Origin of the sequence: Nonomuraea sp. NPDC049152 (assembly GCF_040648355.1) — a bacterium.
Taxonomy (GTDB): Bacteria; Actinomycetota; Actinomycetes; order Streptosporangiales; family Streptosporangiaceae; genus Nonomuraea.
Genome location: NZ_JBEZDO010000001.1, coordinates 14,401 through 36,714 on the forward strand (window position 1 = coordinate 14,401; position 22,314 = coordinate 36,714).

28 protein-coding genes and 1 tRNA gene are annotated in these 22,314 nt (G+C 70.5%); 19 read left to right on the top strand and 10 right to left on the bottom strand.

Going from position 1 to position 22,314, the window contains the following annotated elements:
- Positions 1 to 178: 178 nt before the first annotated feature.
- Entirely contained in the window at positions 179 to 928 is a 750-nt protein-coding gene (locus AB0B45_RS00080; RefSeq protein ID WP_358123154.1) for a carbonic anhydrase, read from the top strand.
- A gap of 279 nt (positions 929 to 1,207) precedes the next feature.
- Here AB0B45_RS00080 and AB0B45_RS00085 read toward each other — a convergent pair whose 3' ends face one another.
- Positions 1,208 to 1,975: a hypothetical protein gene (locus AB0B45_RS00085; RefSeq protein ID WP_358123156.1), complete on the bottom strand. Its 768-nt coding sequence runs from the start codon at positions 1,973 to 1,975 to the stop codon at positions 1,208 to 1,210.
- 138 nt (positions 1,976 to 2,113) lie between these two features.
- Here AB0B45_RS00085 and AB0B45_RS00090 point away from each other — a divergent pair, with 138 nt between their 5' ends.
- The 3 genes from AB0B45_RS00090 to AB0B45_RS00100 are packed head-to-tail and all read left to right on the top strand — an operon-like array spanning position 2,114 to position 3,406.
- Positions 2,114 to 2,389, top strand: a complete 276-nt coding sequence (locus AB0B45_RS00090; protein ID WP_358123158.1) for a hypothetical protein — start codon at positions 2,114 to 2,116, stop codon at positions 2,387 to 2,389.
- A gap of 19 nt (positions 2,390 to 2,408) precedes the next feature.
- Positions 2,409 to 2,930, top strand: a complete 522-nt coding sequence (locus AB0B45_RS00095) for a sigma-70 family RNA polymerase sigma factor (RefSeq protein ID WP_358123160.1) — start codon at positions 2,409 to 2,411, stop codon at positions 2,928 to 2,930.
- Positions 2,927 to 3,406, top strand: coding sequence for a hypothetical protein (locus tag AB0B45_RS00100; RefSeq protein ID WP_358123162.1), 480 nt, complete (start codon positions 2,927 to 2,929; stop codon positions 3,404 to 3,406). Before AB0B45_RS00095 ends, AB0B45_RS00100 begins: the two co-directional genes overlap by 4 nt.
- Positions 3,407 to 3,430: 24 nt before the next feature.
- Here AB0B45_RS00100 and AB0B45_RS00105 read toward each other — a convergent pair whose 3' ends face one another.
- The gene (locus AB0B45_RS00105) at positions 3,431 to 4,399 is read right to left on the bottom strand and encodes a WYL domain-containing protein (protein WP_358123164.1); all 969 of its coding nucleotides are present in this window, start codon (positions 4,397 to 4,399) and stop codon (positions 3,431 to 3,433) included.
- A gap of 44 nt (positions 4,400 to 4,443) precedes the next feature.
- Here AB0B45_RS00105 and AB0B45_RS00110 point away from each other — a divergent pair, with 44 nt between their 5' ends.
- Both AB0B45_RS00110 and AB0B45_RS00115 read left to right on the top strand, forming a co-directional pair.
- A complete protein-coding gene (locus AB0B45_RS00110) occupies positions 4,444 to 4,917 on the top strand; it encodes a hypothetical protein (protein WP_358123166.1) in 474 nt (157 codons plus the stop codon).
- A gap of 93 nt (positions 4,918 to 5,010) precedes the next feature.
- The gene (locus AB0B45_RS00115) at positions 5,011 to 5,688 is read left to right on the top strand and encodes a TetR family transcriptional regulator (protein ID WP_358123168.1); all 678 of its coding nucleotides are present in this window, start codon (positions 5,011 to 5,013) and stop codon (positions 5,686 to 5,688) included.
- A gap of 72 nt (positions 5,689 to 5,760) precedes the next feature.
- On the opposite strand, the gene AB0B45_RS00120 is transcribed toward AB0B45_RS00115, so the two are convergent.
- Positions 5,761 to 6,327: a helix-turn-helix domain-containing protein gene (locus tag AB0B45_RS00120; RefSeq protein WP_358123170.1), complete on the bottom strand. Its 567-nt coding sequence runs from the start codon at positions 6,325 to 6,327 to the stop codon at positions 5,761 to 5,763.
- Positions 6,328 to 6,391: 64 nt separating this feature from the next.
- Between AB0B45_RS00120 and AB0B45_RS00125 the strand changes: the two genes are divergently transcribed.
- From AB0B45_RS00125 to AB0B45_RS00135, 3 genes are all read left to right on the top strand, one after another.
- On the top strand, positions 6,392 to 7,591 hold the full coding sequence (locus tag AB0B45_RS00125; protein ID WP_358123172.1) for an MFS transporter: 1,200 nt from the start codon (positions 6,392 to 6,394) through the stop codon (positions 7,589 to 7,591).
- Positions 7,592 to 7,596: 5 nt separating this feature from the next.
- Positions 7,597 to 8,358: a hypothetical protein gene (locus AB0B45_RS00130; RefSeq protein ID WP_358123174.1), complete on the top strand. Its 762-nt coding sequence runs from the start codon at positions 7,597 to 7,599 to the stop codon at positions 8,356 to 8,358.
- Between the two features lie 97 nt (positions 8,359 to 8,455).
- A complete protein-coding gene (locus tag AB0B45_RS00135; protein ID WP_358123176.1) occupies positions 8,456 to 9,265 on the top strand; it encodes a serine/threonine-protein kinase in 810 nt (269 codons plus the stop codon).
- 19 nt (positions 9,266 to 9,284) lie between these two features.
- Here the strand turns inward: AB0B45_RS00135 and AB0B45_RS00140 are convergent, their stop codons facing one another.
- From AB0B45_RS00140 to AB0B45_RS00150, 3 genes are read right to left on the bottom strand one after another with little or no spacing between them, the layout of a single operon-like run.
- Positions 9,285 to 10,382 carry a DUF5685 family protein gene (locus AB0B45_RS00140; protein WP_358123178.1) on the bottom strand — a complete coding sequence of 366 codons (1,098 nt, stop codon included), beginning with the start codon at positions 10,380 to 10,382 and terminating at the stop codon, positions 9,285 to 9,287.
- 45 nt (positions 10,383 to 10,427) lie between these two features.
- On the bottom strand, positions 10,428 to 11,177 hold the full coding sequence (locus tag AB0B45_RS00145) for a lysophospholipid acyltransferase family protein (protein ID WP_358123180.1): 750 nt from the start codon (positions 11,175 to 11,177) through the stop codon (positions 10,428 to 10,430).
- A gap of 29 nt (positions 11,178 to 11,206) precedes the next feature.
- The gene (locus tag AB0B45_RS00150) at positions 11,207 to 11,371 is read right to left on the bottom strand and encodes a VOC family protein (protein ID WP_358123182.1); all 165 of its coding nucleotides are present in this window, start codon (positions 11,369 to 11,371) and stop codon (positions 11,207 to 11,209) included.
- Positions 11,372 to 11,561: 190 nt separating this feature from the next.
- Here AB0B45_RS00150 and dhaK point away from each other — a divergent pair, with 190 nt between their 5' ends.
- The 3 genes from dhaK to AB0B45_RS00165 all read left to right on the top strand — a co-directional run bounded on the left by dhaK (position 11,562) and on the right by AB0B45_RS00165 (position 13,667).
- Positions 11,562 to 12,554 carry a dihydroxyacetone kinase subunit DhaK gene (gene dhaK, locus AB0B45_RS00155; protein ID WP_358123184.1) on the top strand — a complete coding sequence of 331 codons (993 nt, stop codon included), beginning with the start codon at positions 11,562 to 11,564 and terminating at the stop codon, positions 12,552 to 12,554.
- Positions 12,554 to 13,168, top strand: a complete 615-nt coding sequence (gene dhaL, locus AB0B45_RS00160) for a dihydroxyacetone kinase subunit DhaL (protein ID WP_358123186.1) — start codon at positions 12,554 to 12,556, stop codon at positions 13,166 to 13,168. The genes dhaK and dhaL overlap by 1 nt, the downstream gene beginning before the upstream one ends.
- A 115-nt stretch (positions 13,169 to 13,283) precedes the next feature.
- A complete protein-coding gene (locus AB0B45_RS00165; protein WP_358123188.1) occupies positions 13,284 to 13,667 on the top strand; it encodes a phosphoenolpyruvate--protein phosphotransferase in 384 nt (127 codons plus the stop codon).
- Between the two features lie 37 nt (positions 13,668 to 13,704).
- On the opposite strand, the gene AB0B45_RS00170 is transcribed toward AB0B45_RS00165, so the two are convergent.
- Positions 13,705 to 14,061, bottom strand: a complete 357-nt coding sequence (locus AB0B45_RS00170) for a thiamine pyrophosphate-dependent enzyme (RefSeq protein ID WP_358123190.1) — start codon at positions 14,059 to 14,061, stop codon at positions 13,705 to 13,707.
- Between the two features lie 62 nt (positions 14,062 to 14,123).
- Here AB0B45_RS00170 and AB0B45_RS00175 point away from each other — a divergent pair, with 62 nt between their 5' ends.
- Together AB0B45_RS00175 and AB0B45_RS00180 are read left to right on the top strand one after the other, a co-directional pair.
- Entirely contained in the window at positions 14,124 to 14,822 is a 699-nt protein-coding gene (locus AB0B45_RS00175) for a VIT1/CCC1 transporter family protein (RefSeq protein ID WP_358123192.1), read from the top strand.
- Positions 14,823 to 14,856: 34 nt separating this feature from the next.
- On the top strand, positions 14,857 to 16,191 hold the full coding sequence (locus AB0B45_RS00180; protein WP_358123194.1) for a M14 family zinc carboxypeptidase: 1,335 nt from the start codon (positions 14,857 to 14,859) through the stop codon (positions 16,189 to 16,191).
- A gap of 96 nt (positions 16,192 to 16,287) precedes the next feature.
- On the opposite strand, the gene AB0B45_RS00185 is transcribed toward AB0B45_RS00180, so the two are convergent.
- Genes AB0B45_RS00185 through AB0B45_RS00195 form a run of 3 tightly spaced genes read right to left on the bottom strand, consistent with a single transcriptional unit; the run spans position 16,288 to position 17,596 of the window.
- Entirely contained in the window at positions 16,288 to 16,542 is a 255-nt protein-coding gene (locus tag AB0B45_RS00185) for a Smr/MutS family protein (RefSeq protein WP_358123196.1), read from the bottom strand.
- On the bottom strand, positions 16,539 to 17,135 hold the full coding sequence (locus tag AB0B45_RS00190; protein ID WP_358123198.1) for a hypothetical protein: 597 nt from the start codon (positions 17,133 to 17,135) through the stop codon (positions 16,539 to 16,541). Before AB0B45_RS00190 ends, AB0B45_RS00185 begins: the two co-directional genes overlap by 4 nt.
- Positions 17,136 to 17,167: 32 nt before the next feature.
- On the bottom strand, positions 17,168 to 17,596 hold the full coding sequence (locus AB0B45_RS00195; RefSeq protein WP_358123200.1) for a CBS domain-containing protein: 429 nt from the start codon (positions 17,594 to 17,596) through the stop codon (positions 17,168 to 17,170).
- 146 nt (positions 17,597 to 17,742) lie between these two features.
- Between AB0B45_RS00195 and AB0B45_RS00200 the strand changes: the two genes are divergently transcribed.
- From AB0B45_RS00200 to AB0B45_RS00220, 5 genes are all read left to right on the top strand, one after another.
- Positions 17,743 to 19,137, top strand: coding sequence for an aminopeptidase P family protein (locus AB0B45_RS00200; protein WP_358123202.1), 1,395 nt, complete (start codon positions 17,743 to 17,745; stop codon positions 19,135 to 19,137).
- 70 nt (positions 19,138 to 19,207) lie between these two features.
- A tRNA-Met gene (locus AB0B45_RS00205) sits at positions 19,208 to 19,281 on the top strand.
- A 364-nt stretch (positions 19,282 to 19,645) separates the two neighbouring features.
- Positions 19,646 to 20,437, top strand: coding sequence for an ABC transporter permease (locus AB0B45_RS00210; RefSeq protein ID WP_358123204.1), 792 nt, complete (start codon positions 19,646 to 19,648; stop codon positions 20,435 to 20,437).
- Entirely contained in the window at positions 20,437 to 21,291 is an 855-nt protein-coding gene (locus AB0B45_RS00215; protein WP_358123206.1) for an ABC transporter permease, read from the top strand. The genes AB0B45_RS00210 and AB0B45_RS00215 overlap by 1 nt, the downstream gene beginning before the upstream one ends.
- Before the next feature lie 3 nt (positions 21,292 to 21,294).
- A complete protein-coding gene (locus tag AB0B45_RS00220) occupies positions 21,295 to 22,314 on the top strand; it encodes an MCE family protein (protein WP_358123208.1) in 1,020 nt (339 codons plus the stop codon).

The window sequence follows — 22,314 nt, forward strand, 5'->3', positions numbered from 1 at the left end:
GATCGACCTGGGCAACGCCCCTGCTGGTCTCCGTCGAGCCCGGCCTGTTGCCCCTCGTGAAGGCGCGTCTGGGGTGACCACGTCCACTGCCTGTTCACGAAGACCCAATGTCGTGGGCGCACAGTCCTTCGGTGTTCTCATTGCCGGGGCCTTGCCCAGCGAGGGAAGAACTCAGGTCATGAGCGTTCCAGCTGACGGTCCGGGGCGGCGAACGCTGCTGGCAGGCACCGTGTCCCTTGCCGCGGCGTCCCTTGCCGGTTGCTCGTCGGCCGAGGTGGTGAACGTGGTGAACAAGGCGGCGACCGCCTCCCCCACAGGACCGCCTCCGGGCTCGCCGAAGGCTGCTTACGAGCGGCTGATGGAGGGCAACAGGCGCTGGGTGTCCGGCGCGCTCCAGCATCCTGATCGCGATCCCACTCGCCGGGAGCTGCTGGCCACCGAGCAGCAGCCGTATGGAGTGGTGTTGTCATGTATCGATTCCCGGGTCCCGCCCGAGCTCGTCTTCGACACCGGGCTGGGTGATCTGTTCGTGATGCGTACCGGTGGCCTGGCCGTGGGGCCGATCGTCACAGGATCTGTCGAGTACGGGCCGATGACCAGCGGGACCCCGCTGATCGTCGTGCTCGGGCACCAGCGGTGCGGCGCGGTCTCCGCCGCGTACAAGGCCCTGCGGGAAGGCAAGCCGCTGCCGGGCAACCTGCAGGCGATCGAGCGGGCTCTGCGCCCGGCATACGAGCAGTCCGTACGGCAGAGCGGCGGCGACCCCGTCGAGACGATGGCCAAAGCTCAGGTGAAGCTGACAGCGGATGCGCTGCGCGGCAATCGAGACCTCGCGCCGATGGTGAGCAAGGGGAACCTGGCGGTGGTCAGCGCGTACTACTCCCTCGACACGGGCCAGGTCGAAATCCTGAACGGCGCCCCCGCCTGAGCCCTCGTTCATGAGCGCCTCGTGCGAGCGCCGCCGGTGTTCGCCGCCCACCTGCGGGTCGAGCCGGCCGGCCGCGTCGCCGTTCTGGGGTCCTCGGACGAAGCCGCCGACGCTGCCCCGCCCCGCTTCGCAGGAGCCGATCGTGACCGGCCCACCCGTGTCCGCAGGTCGGACCGACCCTCACGCCAGAGGCCGTCGTGGCGGCACGACCCCCGCGTCGCCGTGACGGTCGGCGACGCGGTACGGACCGCGGACGTCCTGCCTACACCGGGTGCTCGTCTAGTTGTACTTGTACAGCCTGGTCGCCACCTGGTGGTTGTTGTCGAACACCGAGGCGCGGTACATGCTCACGGCAAGGTCACCATGGACAGCCTTGCCGCACGTGTTCATCCCCGCCAGCTGATGGATCTCGAACCGCGCCGTAGGATCGCCGTCCAGGAAGTACTCCGCCCGTGCCTGATGACGGTCAGCGCCCGTGTCGCACGCGAAGACGACCGTCTTCTTCCCACCGAAGCACAAGCTGGCGGCGCCCTTCGTCGAGGTGCAGATCTCGGATCGGGCCCGCGCACTGGCCGGGGTCAGACGAGTGTCGGGTTTGACGGGGTGTTTGGTGACGTCGCGAACCGTCTTCCATTCGCTGACCTTGACCTGACGATCGCCTCTGTATACGGCGGCCCTGAACGTGATGGTGTTGCCGATGCGGCGGTTTCCCTTGATCTCTCCCTCGCGTGCGAGGTTGTGGATGACGTACTTCGTGCCCAGGTAGCCGTTCTGGTAGTACTCGACCGCGGGATGGAGCTTGTCCTTCCTCGTGTCCTCGATCGTGATTCCCGGCAGGGCGCTCTGGTCCAGCCCCACGCATGCCCTCGCGCCTTTGACGCGGACGCACTCGGCCTTCCCAGCGCTGCCGGTGGTGGGCACCGCGGCGGGAGCGACCACGCCGATGGGGGCGCCGACCGTGGTGGTGGGCGCCTTCGCGGCAGGGCGGGTTTCGACTTCCGCCGCGGCCCCTTCGATACTGAACGCCGCGGTCACCGTCATGACCACGGCTATGATTCTGCGATCTAACGCCACTCGTTCTCTCCAAGCTCAGCAGTCACAGGTTTCAGGGTGTGACGCACTGAATGCCGCAAAGGTTCTCAATAGAGAAATCTTGGTTGTCGCCGCCGTGGCCGGGCTTCTCACGTGAACCCTCTCCAGGTCCCCGTGTTGACCGCGGTGCGGCGGGCGATCGCCACCGCGCTGACCAAGGTCCACGGTTGGAGTGACGGGTTCGCGGTGACCGTCCGCGCGGGCGGGGTCCTGCCGTCCTTCGGCGGACGGGGACAGGGCCGCGCCGCCGTGCTCGTCGCCCACCTGCCGACCATGTGGGTCCCATCCCCTTCCTGGCCGAGCGGCTTCACTGAGAATCTCGGGACGACCATGAACCAGGAGGCCCTGTTCTCCGACTGCTCTGGGTGACGGGTGACGGGAGAACGAGATGACCGACGAGCTGTTGGTGCTTCGTTGCCAGCTCGGCGAACGAGAGGCGTTCGCCGAGCTGGTGCGGGCCTGGCATGTGCCGGTGTGGACGTATGTGCGGCGCATGCTCGACGCGGAAAGGGCCGACGACGTGACCCAGGAGGTGTGGCTGGCCGTCTTCAGGGGCCTTCCCAGGCTGAAGGAGCCCGCCAGGTTCACCCCCTGGCTGTTCACGATCGCCAGGCGGGCCGTGACCGACCGGCTGAGGGAGGAGTACGGCAGGGCGGAGACGCCCTCGGATGAGGAACCGCCCGCCGAGGACGTCGTCACCGCCGTCGTGGACCGCGCCGAGCTGGTCGCGGGGTTGTCGGCGCTGCCGGTGCTGGAGCGGGAGATCCTCGTCCTGTACTACCTGGAGGACCTTTCGCTGCGTGAGTGCGCGGAGATCTGCGCGGTCCCCTCCGGCACGGTGAAGTCCAGGCTCAGCAGGGCCCGTCGGCTGTTACGTGACCACCTCGTGGAGAAGGGATTCCAGCCATGAACGAGGAGCCTCGGATGTCGGCGGACGAACTGATGGGACGGCTCTCGCCCTCGCTGTCGCCGTGGCGGCGCGTGCTCGGCGCGGTGCCTTTGGTGTCGGGACTGGTGGGGGCGGCCTTCGTGGGGCTGCTCTGGGCGACGGAGCCCGGGCCGTTGCCCGGACGTACGCAGGCGGCCTTCGCAGTCTTCCTGGCGTTCTGCCTCGCCTGGGCCTGTTACGGCGGGTGGGCGGTCACGCGGCGGGCGCCGTTGTTCGCGCTCGACAGGGTGATCGCAGGCTGGCTCGCGCTGGCCGCCTCCACGGTGATGACCGTCGTCACGGTGACGGCGGCCGTCCAGCGGGGCACGGGTCTGCTCCTGGCCGCGGGGATCGGGGCCGCCTTCGTCGCGGTGTCGGCCGTGGTGACGGTACGCGCTCATGTCAGGCGGGCGGCGCTGCTGCGCCGCAGGCGCGAGCTGACGCGCGAGGAGGAGTGAGCCACCCGTCCTCGGGAGGCTGAGCTACGACAGGTACAGCGCGGCCAAGCCGCGGGCCGTCGCGATCAGCTTGTCCCTGAGGGCGGCGGGCTCCAGCACCTCCGCCTCCGCGCCCAGCTTCAGGAACTCGGTCTGCGCGTGGGTCAGCGACTCGATCGGGACGGTGGCGGTGACCCAGCCGTCCTCGCCCTTCACGCCGTGGGCGATCGCGTCGACGACCGCCGAGCTCATCACCTCGCCTGCCCGCCCGATGCCGGCGGGCGACAGCCGTACGACGGCGTGGCCCTGGACGAGCCGGGCGCGGAAGTCCTTCAGGTGCCCGCGCCAGTGGGCGGCCAGGTCGAACCCCTCGGGCCGGTCGAAAGTCCGCTCGGTCACCTCCATGGCGAGGATCTGGTTGACGCGGTAGGTCCGCAGATCCTCGCCGCTGCGCGCGACGAGGTACCACTTCCCCGCCTTCAGTACCAGCCCGTACGGCTCCAGCGTGCGCTCCACCTCGTACGGCTCCCGCCAGCGCCGGTAGCGGACGGCGATGACGAGCTGGTTCCATACGGCGCCGGCCAGGGCGGGCAGGTGCGGCACCTGGTCGCCGTCGTGGTACCAGCCTGGCGCGTCGAGGTGGAAGTGGTCGCGCACGTGCCGCGACCCCTCGCGCAGGTCGGGAGGCAGCGCCGCCTCGATTTTGAGCTCGGCCGCCGCGGCCAGCGCGCCGAGGCCGAGATCGGAGGCCGGTCCCGGCAGTCCCGCCAGGAACAGCGCCTGCGCCTCCTTCTCCGTCAGCCCGGTCAGCCGCGTGCGGTAGCCGTCGACGAGCCGGTAGCCGCCCTCGTGGCCCGCCTCGCCGTACAGGGGGACGCCTGCGGCGTGCAGTGCCTCGACATCGCGGTAGACGGTGCGGACGCTGACGCCGAGCTCGTCGGCGAGCTGCCGCGCGGTCATCCTGCCGCGCGTCTGGAGCAGGAGGAGGACCGAGAGGAGGCGGGAGGCTCGCATCCACTGACAATAGATGTCAGTGGGCTGTCCTTATCGTCCGGGTCATGGCTTTCATCGAGAAGAACCTGCGCTCGCTGGCCCCGATCACGCTCGGCGGCAGGCCGTACAAGCGCTATCACGTCGACCGTGAGGGGCACGAGATCGAGCCCGAGGTGGAGAAGGCCGCCTACGCGTACGCTCCGCGGCTGGCTCCCGCGCCTGCCGCCGACTCGCTCGCGGGCTGGACCGTGCCGCACAGGGGCGGCGACAGCGGCGCGTACCTGCTGGTCTACACGTGGGTGTGGGACAACGTGATCGAGATCCACACCGCGGCCGCCGGCCAGCCCGTGATCGGCTGCCCTGACGAGAACCCGGCGAACTTCGTGACCCTGGAGCGGCCGTGGATCGGCTGCGTGTGGGAGTTGCCGCCGTTGGAGCACGAGCGCAGCGCCTTCGCCCGCCACATGCTGGCGCCCGACGTCCCGGACCTCGACGCCTACCTGGCCGACGTCAGGCCGGCCGGGCTCGTGGGGCTCTGACAGGCCGGGGCCCCTTGACTCGCCTCGGCGACCTGCTGGAAGGGGAGCGTCGACCGGAGTGAACCGCTCCGCGAATCGTACTACGCTGGCGCCATGACCGACAGCAGACCCCGCGGCAGGCGGCAGGCCGAGGCGGAACGCAACGACCGGGCGCTGCTCCAGGCGGCCAGGGAGGTCCTGGCCGCCGACGGCGCCCACGCCTCCGTCGCGGCGATCGCGGCCCGCGCGGGGGTCGGGATCGGCAGCCTCTACCGGCGCTACCGCACCAAGGACGAGCTGTTCCAGCGGCTGTCCGCGCTCTCCCTCGACCATTGGAACGCGGCCGCGGAGCGGGGCCTCGCCGCCGACGACCCGTGGGAGGGGCTGGCGGCCTTCATCACCGCGTGCGTCGAGTTCGGTCAGGGGTCGCTGAGCCCGATCGCCGGCGCCATCGAGGTGACGGAAAAGATGCGGGCCAAGAGCGACAGGGGCGACGAGCTGCTCGACGCGCTCGTCGCCAGGGCCCGCGAGGCGGGCGCGCTGCGGCCAGGCGTCACCGCCGTGGACGTCTCGCTGCTCGTCGAGCAGCTCGGCACCTCACCCCTGCTCGACCAGCTTCGCAGGCAGGGCCGCGACGACCTGCTCGACGAGGCCGCCGGGGCCCGCGCGCGGCTGGTCGCCATCGCCGTGGACGGGCTGCGTGCCGTACACGCCGAGCCGCCGCCCGGCCATGCGCCGACCCGCCGGCTCTACACCGAGCGGTGGCGTCGGCGTCCCGAGCCGGCCGGCTGACCCATCAAGCGGCGTCGGCGTCCCGAGCCGACCGGCTGACCAGTGGGCCGGGACGCGAGTGGCGCGACCCGGCTAGCCTTCCTCCCGGCCCGCCGGCGGGCCCAGCGGGAAGGCGTCGAAGTGGACGACGACGCGCTCACCCTCCTCCTCGCTCTCGTAGGAGTCGAGCAGCTCGCTGACCCGCCTGCCGAGCTCGGCCAGGCTTTCCCTGCTCAGCCGCAGGTTGCGCCTGGTATGCGTGGTCGCGTCGATCCACTCGCGCGAGGCGGTCCTCGACTCCTCGACCCAGCGGGCCAGTTCGCCGTGCCGCTGGCGGACCAGGCCCGCCATGAGCACCTCGGCGGCCTCGGCCGTCTCGGGATCCTTGCGGAACCTGTCGGTGTCGGTGCTGAACCCGGCCGCGCGCCACCACCGCTCCTTGCCCCTGGCCTTCTCCGGCACCTCCACGATGAGCCCGTGCCTGGCCAGCTGTCGCAGGTGGTAGCTGGTCACGCCGGTGTTCTCCTCGATGCGCTCGGCCAGCATGGTGGCGGTCGCGGCGCCGTACTCCTCGAGCAGTTCGTACAGCCGCATCCTGACCGGATGCGTGAACGCCTTGAGCGCTTGGGCGTCCAGCTCTCTGACGGTCTTGCGTTCCACAGTGTGCAGCCTTATCTTTGCAAAGAAACCTGTGCACAACTTCCTACGCATAAAAGGATAGACCGTGGGACGCTCCTTCAGATACCTGCTCGCCTCCACCACCTCGTCGAACCTGGCCGACGGTGTGCTGCTGACCGGCGCCCCGCTGCTGGCGATCACGTTGACCCGCGACCCCACCCTGGTGTCGATGGCCGGGGTCGCCACCACGCTGCCGTGGCTGCTGCTGGCGCTGCACGCCGGTGCCATCGCCGACAGGGGCGACCGCCGCAGGATCATGGTGATCACCGCCCTCGTCCGCGCCCTCGCCCTGGCCGGTACGGCCGCCGCCGTGGCCATGGACGCGCTGAGCCTGCCGCTCCTGCTGGCCATCCTGCTGGTGGCAGGGGCGTGCGAGGTCTTCAACGACACCTCCGCGCAGAGCGTGCTGCCGATGACCGTGGACAAGGAGTCGCTCGGCAGGGCCAACGGCCGCATCGTCGCGGCGCAGACGATCGGCAACAACTTCGTGGGCGCGCCCGTGGCCGGATTCCTCGTCGCACTCGCGCCGATGGCCCTGTTCGGCGCGCCCGCGCTGCTCTACGCCGCCGCGGGGCTGTTCCTGCTCGGCATGCGCGGCGGCTACCGGCCCGCCACCGTCTCCACCGCGCCCCTGCGCAGGGACATCGCCACGGGCCTGCGCTACCTGGTGCGCAACCGCACGGTCCGCGACCTGGCCGTCGCGGCGGGCGTGATGAACATGTGCAGCTCCGCCTACCTGTCGGTCTTCGTCCTGTGGGCGGTCGGCGAAGGGTCGGCGATCGGCATGAGCGCGAGCCAGTACGGCATGGTCATGACGGTCCTGGCGGTCGGCGCCATCGCGGGCTCGCTGCTCGCCGACCGGCTCGCCCGCAGGTTCGGCGAGAGCAGGACGCTGGTCACCTTCTGGACCGTCAACAGCCTCACCCTGCTGCTGCCCGTGCTCTTCCCCACCGCCCCCTCCGTCTACGTCACCGGCGTCCTGCTCGGCGCCACCAGCGCGGCGGGCAACGTCCTGGTCGTCTCCTACCGCCAGCGGATCATCCCCGAGGAGCTGCTCGGCAGGGTCAACTCCGCCTACCGGCTCATCGGGATGGGCGGCAACCCGCTCGGCGCGGCGCTCGGCGGGCTCGTCGGCGGCGTCGCGGGCCTGCCCGTCGTCTTCGTGGGCGCGGTCGCCCTCTGCCTCATGGCCATGCCCGTCGCCGCCCGAGCCCTTGCCCGCCAGGCCGAACCTGTGGCTGTCTGAGTGGTATGGCCGAGCGCACCCGCGTACTCAAGTCAGGCGAGTCGATGAATCCCGGTGACCGGATCCTGTCGCGCACGACCGCGCAGGGCTGGAGGGAGTTCAAGCTGGAGTATCAGACCGACGGCAACCTCGTCCTCTACGACCAGGGCACGCTGCCGAGCGACAAGAACGGCAAGCCGCTGTGGGCCACCGACCACTGGATTCCCGGCGGGAAGCTCACCATGGACCGCGACCGCTCACTCGGCGTCAGGAACGCGGCGGGCGCCGTGTGGCCCGAGCCCGCCTTCCGCCACCCCGCAGGCTCCTCCCTCGTCCTGCACGACGACGGCAACCTCGTGATCTACGGTCCCGACGGCAGGCCGGTATGGTCGCCGTGCACCGGCACCGAGATCAGGCAGGCCTCCTACAACAGGATCAGAAGCTTCGAGTCCATCGAGCAGGGCTTCCCCATCCGCTCCCCCAACGGCCGGCACTCGCTTGAGGTCACCGACAAGGGCGTGCTGACCCTCTTCTCCGACGGCGCGCCCCGCCGCCGCGCCAGGATGTCCTCCCCCCAGCGCGGCAGCGTCTGCCTCCTCCAGCCGGAGGGCACGCTGGTGGTCTACCGCGCGGCCCGCGACCGCAGACGCCACCTGATCTCCTTCCGATCCGGTACGGCAGGCGTGCCGGGCGCCGAACTGGTGCTGCGCGACGACGGCGAGGCGGTCCTGCTCGACCCGTCGGGGAAAGTGATCTGGGACTCGGAGTCAATGTTCTTACCGCTCTGACCTGCGCCCCTATAAACACGCATATATCTAGATCAGCCGAGGCGGCATATCCTTCGCGATCATTTGACATCATTACCCCTAGCGACGAGGGGATGACATGCGGGAGATCGGCGGGCGATACCGGCTTGGCCAGCAGGCGGGCCGTGGCGGGATGGGCGTGGTATGGCGCGCGTTCGACCAGCTTCTGCACCGTGAGGTGGCGCTGAAGGAGCTGACGTTGGTCGGCGAGGCCGAGGCGGTGCGCAGGCGCGTGCTGCGCGAGGCCAGGCTGGCGGCGCGGCTGACCCATCCGAGTATCGTCACCGTCCACGACCTCGTCGAGGAGCAGGGGCGGCTCTGGATCGTCATGGAGTACCTGGAGGGCCTGTCCCTCCACGATCTGCTCTCCCAGGTCGGCACCCTGCCGGACACGTCCGTCGCGGGCCTCGGCCGCCATCTGCTGGGTGCGCTGCGCCACGCCCACAAGTCGGGCGTGCTGCATCGCGACGTCAAACCCGCCAACGTCATGCTGACCGGCGACAGGGTCGTCCTGACCGACTTCGGCATCGCCACCGCCGAGGCCGACCTGAACTCCACCCGCTCGGGCGGCCTGCGTGGCACGCCCGCCTTCATGGCGCCCGAACGGCTCTCCGGCGGCATGGCCACCAAGCAGGGCGACATGTGGTCGTTCGGCGCGACCCTCTACAGCGCCGTCGAGGGGCGGCCGCCGTACCCGGGCAAGGACGCCGCCAGCGTGCTCGACCTGCTCCGCCAGGGCGGCTTCCCCCGGCCGCGCAGGGCGGGGATGCTGCGCCCGCTCATCGAGGGCCTGCTCCACCACGACCCCGACCGCCGTCCCTCCCCTGAACGCGCGGCGGGCATGCTCGCCGGCGTCCGCGCGCCCGGCAGCTTCCAGGAAGCCATGTGACGACCCGGCCGCGCCGGTTTCAGCAGTCGCAGGAGCAGCCGTCGCAGCAGCACCCGTCACCGCAACAGCCGCCGCAGCAGGAGCAGTCGCAGTTGCCGCAGGCTTCGCAGCCGCTGCAGTCGAGCCGCGAGCAGCAACTCTTGTGGTGTTCCTCGTCCCATTCGGGCCGGTACAGGCCGCAGGTGCAGCAGCTCAGCGTCGTGCACGCCAGCGACAGCAGCCCTCCGGGATCGGGCGGCCGCTGCGTGGTGCGTTCGGGGCTGTCCGGTTCGGCCTCGGAGAAGGCGCGGGTGACCGAGTGACCGAGCTCCTTGACGAGCAGGGCCCGCACCAGGCCGCGACGTTCCAGGTCGAGCTCGTCGACGGCGAGACTGAGGCCTAACAGGGCGTCGTCGCAGTGGCGCCTGGCGCTCGCCAGGTCCGTTCCCGTGGCGATGAGCGGGTTGTAGACGCCGCGGGCGCGGTCGCGGGACAGGTCCTCCACCGCGTCGATCAGGTGGGCCAGGCGGCCGAAGAAGCGGCCCGCCTCCTCCAGCGCCTGCGTGTTGCGGGGCTTGCCGGCCAGCACCGCCGTGTGCGCGAACGCGGCGGCCACGGCGGCCTCGGTCGGCGCCGTCAGCTCCAGCAGCGTGAGGCCAGGGACGCGCTCCAGCCTGGTCTGCTCCTCCACCGCCAGTGTGAGCGGCTCAGGATCGAAGCCGAGCGCGTCCGCCGTACGGGATCCTGCCGATGACCATCGGGCGGCGACGCGCCCGGCGGCCGCGGCGACCAGCCGCCGACGGTAGACGCCGTCACCGTCGGCGACGTGGTCGCGCACCTTGCCCGCCGCCAGGACCAGCGAGACCGACGCCGCCAGCCGTACCCCCTGGGCCTCGACGACGTCCGCGCCCTTGAACCCGCGTAGCGCGCACGCCCCCGCGCGCCTGCGCGGGGCGGCGGCGGTGGTCTGCGCCTCGGTCAGGACCGAGACCAGCAGCCCGTCGTAGTTCGTCACCAGCCTGGAGGCGTGGCCGTGCTCGTCGCGCAGGGCCAGGCACAGCCCGCACAGGTGCGCCAGCCACTGTTTGAACAGCCCACCGCACAACACATGGCGGCAAGGACGGACGATCCCAAACATTCGACCCCTTTTGGTACGGCTGGCAGACAGCCTCCCAGAAGATCGTCAGCCCTCGTCCTTGCCGCGGCGCTCGGCCTCGGCGGCGTCCATGGCCGCGGCCTCCTCGGGCGTGGGGGCGGTGCCGCCGAGATGGGCGGGCTGCCACCACACGCCGGCCGGTATCTCGGGATAGGTCCGTTGCGCCCTGTCGACCAGCTCCGACAGGTTGCCGTGCAGTCGCGTGGTCAGCTCGCCCATGTCGTCGCCGCGCTTGGGGTACATCGGCTCGCCCACCAGGATCGTGAGCGGCACGTGGCGCTGGGTGAGCTGCTTGGGCCTGCCCTTGGTCCACAGCCGCTGGCTGCCCCACAGCGCCACCGGGATCATCGGCACCTTGGTGGCCTGCGCCATGCGGATGGCGCCGTTCTTGATGTCCTTCACGGTGAAGGAGCGGCTGATCGTCGCCTCGGCGAACACGCCGACGATCTCGCCCCCCTTCAGCATACGCAGCGCGGTGGCGTAGGAGCCCGCGCCCGCGCCGCGGTCGACGGGGATGTGGTGCATGCCGCGCATGAGGGGACCCGAGATGCGGTGCTTGAAGACGTCGTCCTTCGCCATGAAGCGCACCAGCCGCTTGGACGGCAGCGCGGCCAGGCCGGCGAAGATGAAGTCGAGATAGCTGATGTGGTTGCTGACCAGCACCGCCCCGCCGGTGCGCGGAATGTGCTCGGTCCCCTCCATGTGGAAGCGGTAGTCCATGATCCGAAAGAGGGTACGCGCGGTGGCGATCACCGGCGGATACACGATCTCAGCCATGTGCAGAAGGTAACGCACTCACCGAGCGCTCAGCACAGGAGGAACGCGTCGCCCTCGGGATCGGCCATGACCACGTGGTGGCCGGCGAACACCTCCACCCGCCTGCCGCCCGCGGCTGTCAGCCGCCCGGCCGCCGCGGTGACCACGCCCGCGCCACCGGCAGCTCGCTCGGTCCGGTGTCCGCATCCGGTCATCACTCGACACCCACCGACCCTCTCGGACGTCCGACCAGGTCAGAACCATGATCTGGGGAGCGAGCCCAAGTCAGACACTCCTGGACAGACATCTGAACTCCACGTCAAGATTACGGTTAAGAGGCGCTTCGGCCCGTATCCAGGCGTAAACAGGAAAAGGGGTCAGCGTGGAACGGGCAGGAGGGTGCGCGTGAAGAAGCTCATCAACAACGCCGAGTCCGTGGTGGCCGACGCGCTGGAGGGGCTGGCCGCGGCCCACCCCGCGCTGCGGGTCGACGTGGAGGGGCGGGTCGTCTGGCGGGCGGACGCCCCCCGCGCGGGCAAGGTGGCGCTGGTCTCCGGCGGCGGCTCGGGGCACGAGCCGCTGCACGCGGGCTTCGTCGGCCACGGCATGCTCGACGCCGCGTGCCCCGGCGAGATCTTCACCTCGCCGGTGCCCGATCAGGTCATCGAGGCGACCAGGCGCGTCGACGGCGGGGCCGGCGTGCTCCACGTCATCAAGAACTACACCGGCGACGTCATGAACTTCGAGATGGCCGCCGAGCTCTGCGCGGATGAGGGCGTGACGGTGTCCAGCGTCGTCGTCGACGACGACGTGGCCGTCCAGGACTCCCTCTACACCGCGGGACGCAGGGGCACCGGCGCCACACTGTTTGTGGAGAAGATCGCGGGGGCGCTGGCGGAGAGCGGCGCCCCGCTGGCGGAGACGACCAGGGTCGCGGGGGCGGTCGTGGCACGCAGCAGATCGTTCGGCATCGCGCTCACCTCCTGCACCGTGCCCGCCGCCGGCAAGCCCACGTTCGACCTGCCCGAGACGCAGGTCGAGCTGGGCATCGGCATCCACGGCGAGCCTGGACGCTCCCGCGCCGACCTGGCCCCCGCGCGCGAACTGGCCGCCGTCGCCATGGACGCGATCCACGGCGACCTGCCGCTGGCGGGCGACCTGCTCGTCATGGTGAACGGCATGGGCGGCACCCCGCTGATCGAGCTGTACGTCGCCTTCGCCGAGATCGAGCGCTATGTCAGGGCGAAAGGCGCGCGCGTGGCCCGCTCGCTCGTCGGCAACTACGTCACGAGCCTCGACATGCAGGGCTTCTCGGTCACCGTGTGCAGGCTCGACGCCGAGCTCACGCGGCTGTGGGACGCGCCCGTGCAGACGCCCGCGCTGCGCTGGGGGCGCTGATGGACGTCGCGTTCTTCACCGCGTGGATCCAGGAGATCGTCCGCGTGCTCGCGGTCAACCGCGACGTGCTGACCAGACTCGACGCCGCCATCGGCGACGCCGACCACGGCACGAACCTCGACCGCGGCTTCACCTCGGTACGGCAGGCGATGACCGAGACCCCGCAGGAGACCCCCGGCCAGCTCCTCACCCTGGTGGGCACCACGCTGATCCGCAGGGTCGGCGGCGCGTCCGGCCCCCTGTACGGCACGCTGTTCCGCCAGCTCGGCAAGTCGTTCGGCGACGCGAGGGAGGTGTCGCTCGACGACCTGGCCGCGGCCTTCGCGGCGGGGGTCGAAGCGGTCAAGCGGCTCGGCAAGGCGGCGGAGGGCGACAAGACGATGGTCGACGCGCTGGCGCCCGCGTCCCGCGCGCTGTCGGCGGCGGCTCAGGAGCGCGTGAAGCCCGAGGACGCGCTCGAGCGGGCGGCGACGGCGGCGGCCGAGGGAGCGAAGGCGACGATTCCCCTGCAGGCCCGCAAGGGCAGGGCGAGCTATCTCGGCCCGCGCAGCATCGGCCACGAGGACCCTGGCGCCGCCTCCGCCGCCCTCCTCCTCTCCGCCCTCCGCCCTTGACCACCACCCGGGTTCGGCGGTCCGGTGGGGTCGGTGGTCCGGCGGGACGGACTTGCGGCTCGGCCGGTGCGGGAATGAGAGGCTGCGGGTGGTCTCGCGATATCCGGAGGCGGGCATGAGCGGCATGGTGGGAATCGTCCTGGTCTCGCACAGCGCCGCCCTGGCGGCCGAGGCGGCGGCGCTGGCCAGGCGGATCGCCGGGCCCGAGGCCGTGGTGGCGGGGGCGGGAGGTACCGAGGACGGCGAGCTCGGCACCAGCCTCGACCTCATCGAGCAGGCCGTGGTCGAGGTGGACGGCGGCGCGGGCGTGCTCCTCGTTCCCGACCTGGGCAGCTCCGTGCTGACCGCGAAGCTCGTGGAGGAGCCGGGCCAGGTGGTGCTGGCCGACGTGCCGTTCGTCGAGGGCGCGATCGCCGCGGCCGTGTGCGCGGCGACCGGGGCGCCCCTCTCCCAGGTGCTGGCCGCCGCCGAGGACGCCTGGATCTACCGCAAGCTCTGACCTCGCAACCGCCCCAAGCCGGCCGGCGCCCCGAACGTCAGTGTCCCCTGAACGCCTCCTCCAGCCACCACGACCCGCGCCGCCGGCTGACCTTGGCGTGGACGAGCAGCGGACGGTCTCTCGGCCCTTCCAGCCACGTGGTCACCGCGGCCAGGTCGCCCCGCTCCCTCACGGTCACCGCCGCGCAGCCGTACCCTCTGGCGATCTCCGCCAGGTCGGCGGCCGGGAAGGGGACGGTGTCGAGCGGATGCCCCGAGGGCCCGAAGTGGTGCACCTCGGCCCCGTAGGCCTCGTCGTCGTAGACCACGACCACCATCGGCAGCCCGAGCCGCACCACGGTCTCCAGCTCGATGCTCGCATCATTCCCCCCTCCCCGGTTCCTGCCCATTGACATGTGCCGAGCATGTCCAGAAGCATCTGCTACTTCGCAACAAATGTTACAAATGGGGGTATGTGGTGACTGCGGAACTGCACCGGCACCACCGCGACGTCACGGGCGGCTGGCTCAGGCCCGCGGTCTTCGGCGTAATGGACGGGCTGGTATCCAACTCCGCACTTCTGGCCGGCGTGGTCGGGGGCGGCGCCTCGACGACGGCCGTCGCGATCGCCGGGCTGGCGGGGCTGGCCGCGGGCGCGTTCTCGATGGCGACCGGCGAGTACACCTCCGTCGCCTCCCAGCGGGAGCTGACCATGGCCGAGATCGCCGTCGAGCGTATGGAGATCGCCCGCAACCCCGAGGCCGAGGAGCGGGAGCTGGCACTGGTCTTCGAGTCGCGCGGGCTGACGCCCGAACTGGCCAGGCAGGTGGCGGGACAGCTCCACCAGGACGGCGAGGTGGCGTGGCGGGTGCACGCGCGCGAGGAGCTCGGTGTCGACCCCGACGACCTGCCCTCGCCGTGGGTGGCGGCGGGATCGTCGTTCCTGGCCTTCGCGATCGGCGCGCTGATCCCGGTGCTGCCGTTCCTGTTCGGCCTGTCCTCGGTGCTGGTGGCGATCGCGCTCACCGGGCTCGCGCTGTTCGCCACCGGCGCGCTGGTCGCCCGCCTCACGACCAGGTCGCCACTGTTCGGAGGGGCGCGCCAGCTCGTCCTCGGCACGGCCGCGGCCGCCGTGACATACGGCATCGGCGCCCTCGTGGGAGCCGCGATCTCCTAGGGTGCATTTCGCCCATTTATCGGCATACTGGGGTGTGCTCGACGAACTCCACTCCGTGCCGGAATACGACCGATTCGCCACCGTGGACGAGGTTCACGAGTGCCTGACCAGACTGGCCGCCGACCACCCCGGCGTCGCCGGGCTGCGCCGCGTCGGCACCTCGCGCCTGGGCGATCCGCTGCTCTGCCTGACCGTGGGCGAAGGACCGCGCCACGCCGTCGTCGCCGCGGGACCGCACCCGAACGAGCCCATCGGCGGCCTCACCGTGACGCACCTGGCCGCGCGCCTCTGCGCCGATCGGGGCTTCCGCGAGTCGACGGGCTTCACCTGGCACCTGATCGGCTGCCTCGACCCCGACGGCACCAGGCTCAACGAGGGCTGGTTCGCGGGCCCCTTCACCAAGGCCCACTACGGCAGGCACTTCTACCGTCCCGCCGCCGACGAGCAGGTGGAGTGGACCTTCCCCTTCTCCTACAAGCGCGCCTACTTCGACAGGGTGCTGCCGGAGACGCTGGCGCTCATGCGGCTCATCGACGACACCAGGCCCGCCTTCTTCACCACCCTGCACAACGCCGAGGCCGGCGGCGCCTTCTACTACCTCACCAGGCCCCTCCCCTCGCTCCAGGCGGCGCTGAAGGAGCTGCCCGGCAGGTACGGCGTGCCCCTGCACGCGGGCGAGCCCGAGCACCCCTCGGTCCGCGAGCTGGAACAGGCCGTCTACCTGGCGCCCGCCATGGAGGACTACTACGACTACCTGGAGGGCCTGGGCCAGGACCCCACCGAGCACCTGACCGGCGCGGCCAGCGACTCCTACATCAAGAAGTACGGCACGCTCGGCCTCATCGCCGAGGTCCCCTACTGGACCGACGCCACGGCGGCCGACACCACGCCGACCGACACCCTCTATCGCGACCTGGTGCTGCGCAGGGGCGCGGACGTGCGCGACACCTTCGCCGCGCTCGACGAGATCATGGCCGCGGTCTCGGCCGACCTGGTCACCCGCTCGCCGTTCCTGTCGGCCAGCAGGTCCTTCATCCCCATGCTCGCCGGCATCGCCGCCACCGACGAGCAGCGCGCGGGCGCGCCGGAGAACGACAGGCCCGCGACGGTGGCCGAGGTGGCCTCCTGCCGCGACCTGCTCAACAGCGTCAGGCTGCGGTTCGGCGGCATGCTGCTGCGAGCGCTGGACGGCGAGCTGGCCGTGGGCAACGCCACCCCGACCATCCGCTCGCGCACCGCCGCCCTGGCCGCCACCTACGCCAAGTGGTGCGCGGAGGCCGAGGCGGCGGGCTCGGAGAAGACGATCCCGATCCACGACCTGGTGGCCATCCAGTACGGCGCGATCCTGCTGGGCGCCGCCCACGCCTGAGACGCCTCCCGGCAGGTCGTCCGGCGCGCGGGCCCTGCCTGGACGGCCTCGCGCTCACGGGTTGCGAGGCCGGTATCCGGAGTGAAGGCTGGGCTGTCACTTGTGCTTGAAGTACACGAACAGCCTTCCGTGGTTCTTGGCGTCCTTGTCGATGCGGTGGTAGAGCGCCTTGATCTCCTTCTGGTCGAGGAAGCGCAGCACCTTCTTCTTGAGCTGCCCGCTCCCCTTGCCGGGAATGATCTCCACCTCGGTGGCCCGCTTGCGGATGGCCTCGTCGATGATCCCGCGCAGCGCCCTGTCGATCTGGTCGCCCTTGTTGAAGATGTCGTGCAGGTCGAGCTTGAGTTTCACAGCCTCACCCATGGTCCACAGCCCCCGCTTTGGAAGGCCTTGTCGGTTGCCTCGATCGTGACGGTCGCCGGTCCGGTGGGCAGCCCGCTGGTGATCACGTCTCCGGGGTCGCCTCCCGTTCCCTTCAGCCGCGCCCAGTAGCACATCGGCTGGCCGGGCGCCGGGCCCTCGGTCTTGTACGTACCGGGCTGGATGTCGGTGCCGACCACCTGGAGCCCGCTGCCTTGCGGAGAGCCACCCGAGGTGGGCTGCTGGCCGGCGGTCGGGGTGGCGGCGGGCGGCTGGCTCGCCGCGGGAGGCCGGCTCACCTGCGTCGTGGAGCCGCCGTCTGCCGGAGGGGTGGCCCTGAAACCGCCGTCGGTCACCCCGGCGGAGGCGCCCGTCGAGGGGCCCGTGGGCGTCGGCGTCTCCGTCGGGCTCTCCATGGTCACGGTCATCTCCGGCGCGGAGTACGGCGCCGCCGCGGGCTCGGACGATCCGATCCCGGCGAAGAAGCCGATGAGGAAGCCCAGGATCCCGGTCAGCCCCGAGGCGAGCAGGATCAGCGTCGGGCTGTTCGACGCGCGCGGTGGCGGGGGGTGGCCGTACGTCACGGGGACAAGCGTGCCATGTCCCCCGCCTCCGGTCAGCGGTGCAGGTAGTCGACGAGTGACGCCTTCTCCGTTTCGAGCTGGTCGATGGTGCTCTTCACCACGTCTCCGATGCTCACGATCCCGACCAGACGGCCCGCGTCGATCACGGGCACGTGCCTGATCCGGTGGGTGGTCATCGTCCTGCGCAACTCGTCGACATTGGCGTCGATCTGGCAGGTGCGCACCTCGGCGGTCATGATCTGCGAGACCGGCGCATCCAGGATCGCGGGGCCCGTGTCGTTGAGCCTGCGCACGACGTCACGTTCGGACACGATCCCGGCGATCACCGAGTCGTCTTCACAGACCACGACCGCGCCGATGTTGTGCTCGGCCAGTCTGGCCAGCAGTTCTCGCACCGTGGCGTCCGGCCGTACCGTCGCCACATCCGATCCCTTGCTTCGCAAGATCGTTCCGATCAGCATGGATCACCACCTCGGCTGTAGGTATCCATGACTCTCCCCTCGGCGCACGCGGGCCAATCACGAGCCTGGTTGATTTTCCCGTAGGGTGCTGGAGGGCCGACAGCCATACCATGTGAAATACCACCTCCTAGCCCCAGGGATCCGCCATGTCCGAGAAGCTCAACACCGGCAGCCACGATCTGCCCATCACCGACGAACTGGCCGCCTTCATGGAGACGGGCTGGGCCGACACCCGCCACACCGGCCTGGAACCGCTTCCCGTCGCGCCGTGGGCGGCCAAACGGCGGGCCGCGCTCGCCGCCCGGTTCCCCGGCGAGCGGCTCGTCATCCCCTCGGGCTCGCTGAAGGTGCGCAGCAACGACAGCGACTACCGGTTCAGGACGCACAGCGCCTTCGCCTACCTGACGGGTGACGCCGAGCCCGACGACGTGCTGGTGATCGAGCCGACCGGCGAGGCGGTGCTCTACCTGCGCCCGCGCTCACCGCGGGCGGGCAGCCAGGAGTTCTACCGCGACAGGCGCTACGGCGAGTTCTGGGTCGGCCGCCGCCCCGATCTGGCGGAGGCGCAGAACCTCTACCAGGTGGAGTGCGCGCACATCGGGCAGCTGTCGCTCGACGGGCCCGCGAGGGTGCTGCGCGGGGTGGACGCCTCCGTGGACGCGAGGGTCGCGCCGGGCGAGGGCGACGCGGAGCTGGAGCGGTTCCTGTCGGAGATGCGGCTGGTCAAGGACGAGTGGGAGGTCGCCGAGCTGCAGTTCGCCGTGGACGCGACCACCCGAGGGTTCGAGGACGTGGTGCGGGCCGTACCGGCCGCCCTCGGCGAGACGCGCGGCGAGCGGTACCTGGAGGGGATCTTCGGCCTGCGCTCGCGTCTGGAGGGCAACGCGGTCGGCTACGACAGCATCGTCGCCTCGGGCGCGCACGCCAACGTGCTGCACTGGATCCGCAACGACGGCAGGCTGGACGAGCGCGACCTGCTGCTGCTGGACGCGGGCATCGAGACCGACTCGCTCTACACCGCCGACATCACCAGGACGCTGCCGCTGTCTGGTCGCTTCTCGCCGGTCCAGCGGCAGGTCTACGAGCTGGTCTACGAGGCGCAGAGCGCGGCCATCGACACGCTGCGCCCTGGCGCGCGCTTCCGCGACTTCCACCTGGCGGCGATGCGGGTCATCTGCGAGGGGCTGCACGCGTGGGGCGTCCTGAAGGACTCGCCGGACAGCCTGATGGAAAGCGGCCTCTACCGCCGCTACACGGTCTGCAGCAGCGGCCACATGCTCGGCCTCGACGTCCACGACTGCGCGAAGGCCAGGGCCGAGGCCTACCTGGACGGCGTGCTGGAGGAGGGCCAGGTCCTGACCGTCGAGCCGGGCCTCTACCTGCAGGCCGACGACCTGACGCTGCCGGAGGAGTTCCGCGGCATCGGCGTGCGCATCGAGGACGACCTGGTCGTCACCGCCGACGGCGCCAGGCTGATGTCGGCCGCGCTCCCCCGCCACCCCGACGAGGTCGAGGGCTGGATGGCCACACTGCTCGGCTGACCTCCCGCACGCCCCCTGTGACCGAGCGGGCGTGAGCACCTCGCGGAGCTGCTAGTCTTATGCATGTCGACGCGGGGTAGAGCAGCTCGGTAGCTCGTTGGGCTCATAACCCAAAGGTCGCAGGTTCAAATCCTGTCCCCGCTACTCGCGAGAAGGCCCGGCCGTTTCACACGGCCGGGCCTTCTGCTTTCCCGCGGGCCTCCCGGCACGGCCCGCATCCCCGGCGAGGCGTTGACCAGCACCACATTGCCGCGCGACCGCCGCAGCGCGGGAAGGGCCGGCCGGATCAGCTCGGCCGACGAGGCCACGTTCACGGCGAACGTCCGCTCCCGCACCGACTGATCATGATTTTCCACCCGAAGGTCACGGAGCAGTCACATTTCGTGGTGGGCTGACAACCTGTGAGCTGCGTCTCATACCTTTTCCTCAAATTCCGATGGAAGCATCGACTTACTGGACTACCCGTCAGTAAGGTGACTGATCCATAGTCGAGCCTCCCGAGGTGGTCATGGCGCTGACCGGGTACGTGGGCCGTAAGGCCGGAAGCGTGCTGGGCCAGGTGGGCGAGCTGTTCGTGATCGTCCTCGAGGGCCTGCGCCGTACCTGGGACGTCAAGACGTGGTGGTGGGAGTTCATCGCCCAGTGCTGGTTCCTGGCCAGGGTGACCAGCGTCCCCGTGCTGCTGGTCTCGCTCCCCCTCGGCGCCACCGTCGCGCTGCAGGTGGGTGAGCTGGCCTGGCAGCTGGGCGCCTCCTCCGCCACCGGCAGCGCGGTCTTCGTCGGCCTGGTGCGCGAGGTGGCGCCGATGGCCAGCGCCCTGCTCATCGCGGGCGCCGGAGGCAGCGCCATGACCTCCGACATCGGCGCCCGCCACATCCGCGACGAGCTCGCCGCGATGGAGGTCATGGCGGTCAACCCGATCCACCGCCTGGTCACGCCGCGCATGTGGGCCGCCAGCACGGTCGCGGTCTGCCTGGCCCCGCTGGTGATCGTGGCGGGCGCGGCGGGCGGCTACTTCTTCAACGTGATCGTCCAGGGCGTCACCCCAGGGGCGTACTTCGACGGCGCCCTGTCGCTGGTGGTGACGACCGACCTGATCGTGACGCTGTTCAAGGCGTGGGTGTTCGGCTTCATCGCCGCCGCGGTGTCCTGCTACATGGGCATGACCTGCGCCACCAGCCCCGTCGGCGTGGGGCGGGCGGTCAACAAGGCCACCGTCGTCACGTTCATGCTGGTCTTCGCGATGAACTACGTGATCACCGCGATCTACTTCCTCGCCTTCCCCCCGAAGGTGCTGTGATGGTCACCCGTACGGCGGGCCTGCGCCTGGCCGGGGCAGGCAGGGAGGTGGGCGAGCGCTTCGCGCGCCTGGCCGACTGGCCGCTGTTCATCTGGAAGGTGCTCTTCTACTCCGTCCGCGACGTGATCCTGCGCCTGAAGTACTTCAAGGTCGTCCTGCGCCAGGTCAGCGACGTGGTCGTGGGCGTCGGCGCGACCGTCATCGGCGGCGGCATGATCTTCGTGGTGTTCACGATGGCCTTCGTCGTCGGCGCCACCGTCGGCCTGCAGGGCTACCAGGGCCTGCAGGCGATCGGCGCCGAGTCGTTCATGGGCCTGGTCGGCAGCTTCGCCAACGTCCGCGAGATCACCCCGATCATCGCGGCGGTCGCCCTGGCGGCGCAGGTGGGCTCGTCGTTCACCGCGGAGCTCGGCGCGATGCGGATCTCGGAGGAGATCGACGCCCTGGAGGTGATGGGCATCAACGCCTTCACCTACCTCATCTGCACCCGCGTGGTGGCCGCCCTGATCGCGTTGCTGCCGATCTACCTGATCGCGCTGTTCGCCAGTTTCTTCGCCACCCGGCTGATGTGCACGGTGCTGTTCGGGATGGCGCCGGGCGTCTACGACTACTACTTCTACATCGGCCTGCCGGTGAGCGACATCGTCTACAGCGTGATCAAGGTCGCGGTCTTCGCCTTCGTGGTCATCGTCATCCACTGCTACTACGGCTTCTACGCCACGGGCGGCCCGGTCGGCGTGGGTGTGGCCGCCGGGCGCGCGATCCGCCAGTCGATCGTCACGATCGTCCTGCTCAACCTGTTGCTGTCGTTCCTGTTCTGGGGGGACGGCAGCGGCGTGAAGCTGACGGGGTGAGCCATGGGCCGAAACGAGCTGTCCCTGCCGGCCCGCATGGCCGTGGCGACCGTCCTGGTCCTGGTCCTGGTCGCGGCGGGGTTCTTCCTCGTGCGCGGCGTCACCGAGGTCAGCGGCACCAGGATCCAGGCGGTGTTCGGCCGCGCGGGACAGGGCATGGACACCAACTCCCCCGTCAAGATCCGCGGCATCACCGTGGGCGACGTGACCGCGGTCGATCTGAACGGCAGGGGCCAGGCCGTCGTCACCATGCACATCCAGCCGGGGGTGCGGCTGCCGCAGACCACGGTCGCCTCCATCGAGCCGACCTCGGTGTTCGGTCCCAAGTTCGTCGACCTGCGGCTCGGCTCGGGCGAGGCGCGCGGCCCCTATCTCGGGGCGGACGCGGTGATCACCGACACGGAGGAGCCGCTGGACCTGTCCGACTCGCTCGGCGCCGCCTACAGGGGCCTGGACGCGGTGGATCCCCGCGAGGTCACGGTCATCGTGCACACGATCGCCAAGGGCCTGGAGGGCAAGGGCGAAACGATGCGCGAGCTCATCGACGACGCGGGCACCGTCGTCGGTCTCGCGCACAAGCATCGCGAGCGGGCCAGGACGTTCCTGCGCGACGCGGCCGCGCTGTCGGGCAGCCTCGCCGACAAGGGCGACGAGATCGTCTCGATCGGCTCCGACGTCAACACCATCACTCCCGGACTGCTGGAGCGGGCCGAGAAGGTACGCGTCCTGCTCGACCAGATCTCCGACGTCTCCGAGCTCAGCGCCCACGGCCTGCGCAAGCACCGGCAGGACCTGCGCGAGGGCGTGCACTCGGCCGAGCGCGTGGCCGCCCTCATCTACGCCCAGCTCGGGCTGGCCGGCGACGGCGTGCGCGGCGTGACCAGGCTGGTCGACCTGCTCAACAAGCTGATCGAGGCCCCTGGTCCCGACGGCAACCGCCAGCTCCAGGTGGAGGCGTTCGTCGCGACCGACATCTGCGAGCTGATCGTGGGCTCCTGCGGTCCGACCGACGGGAGGCGCTGA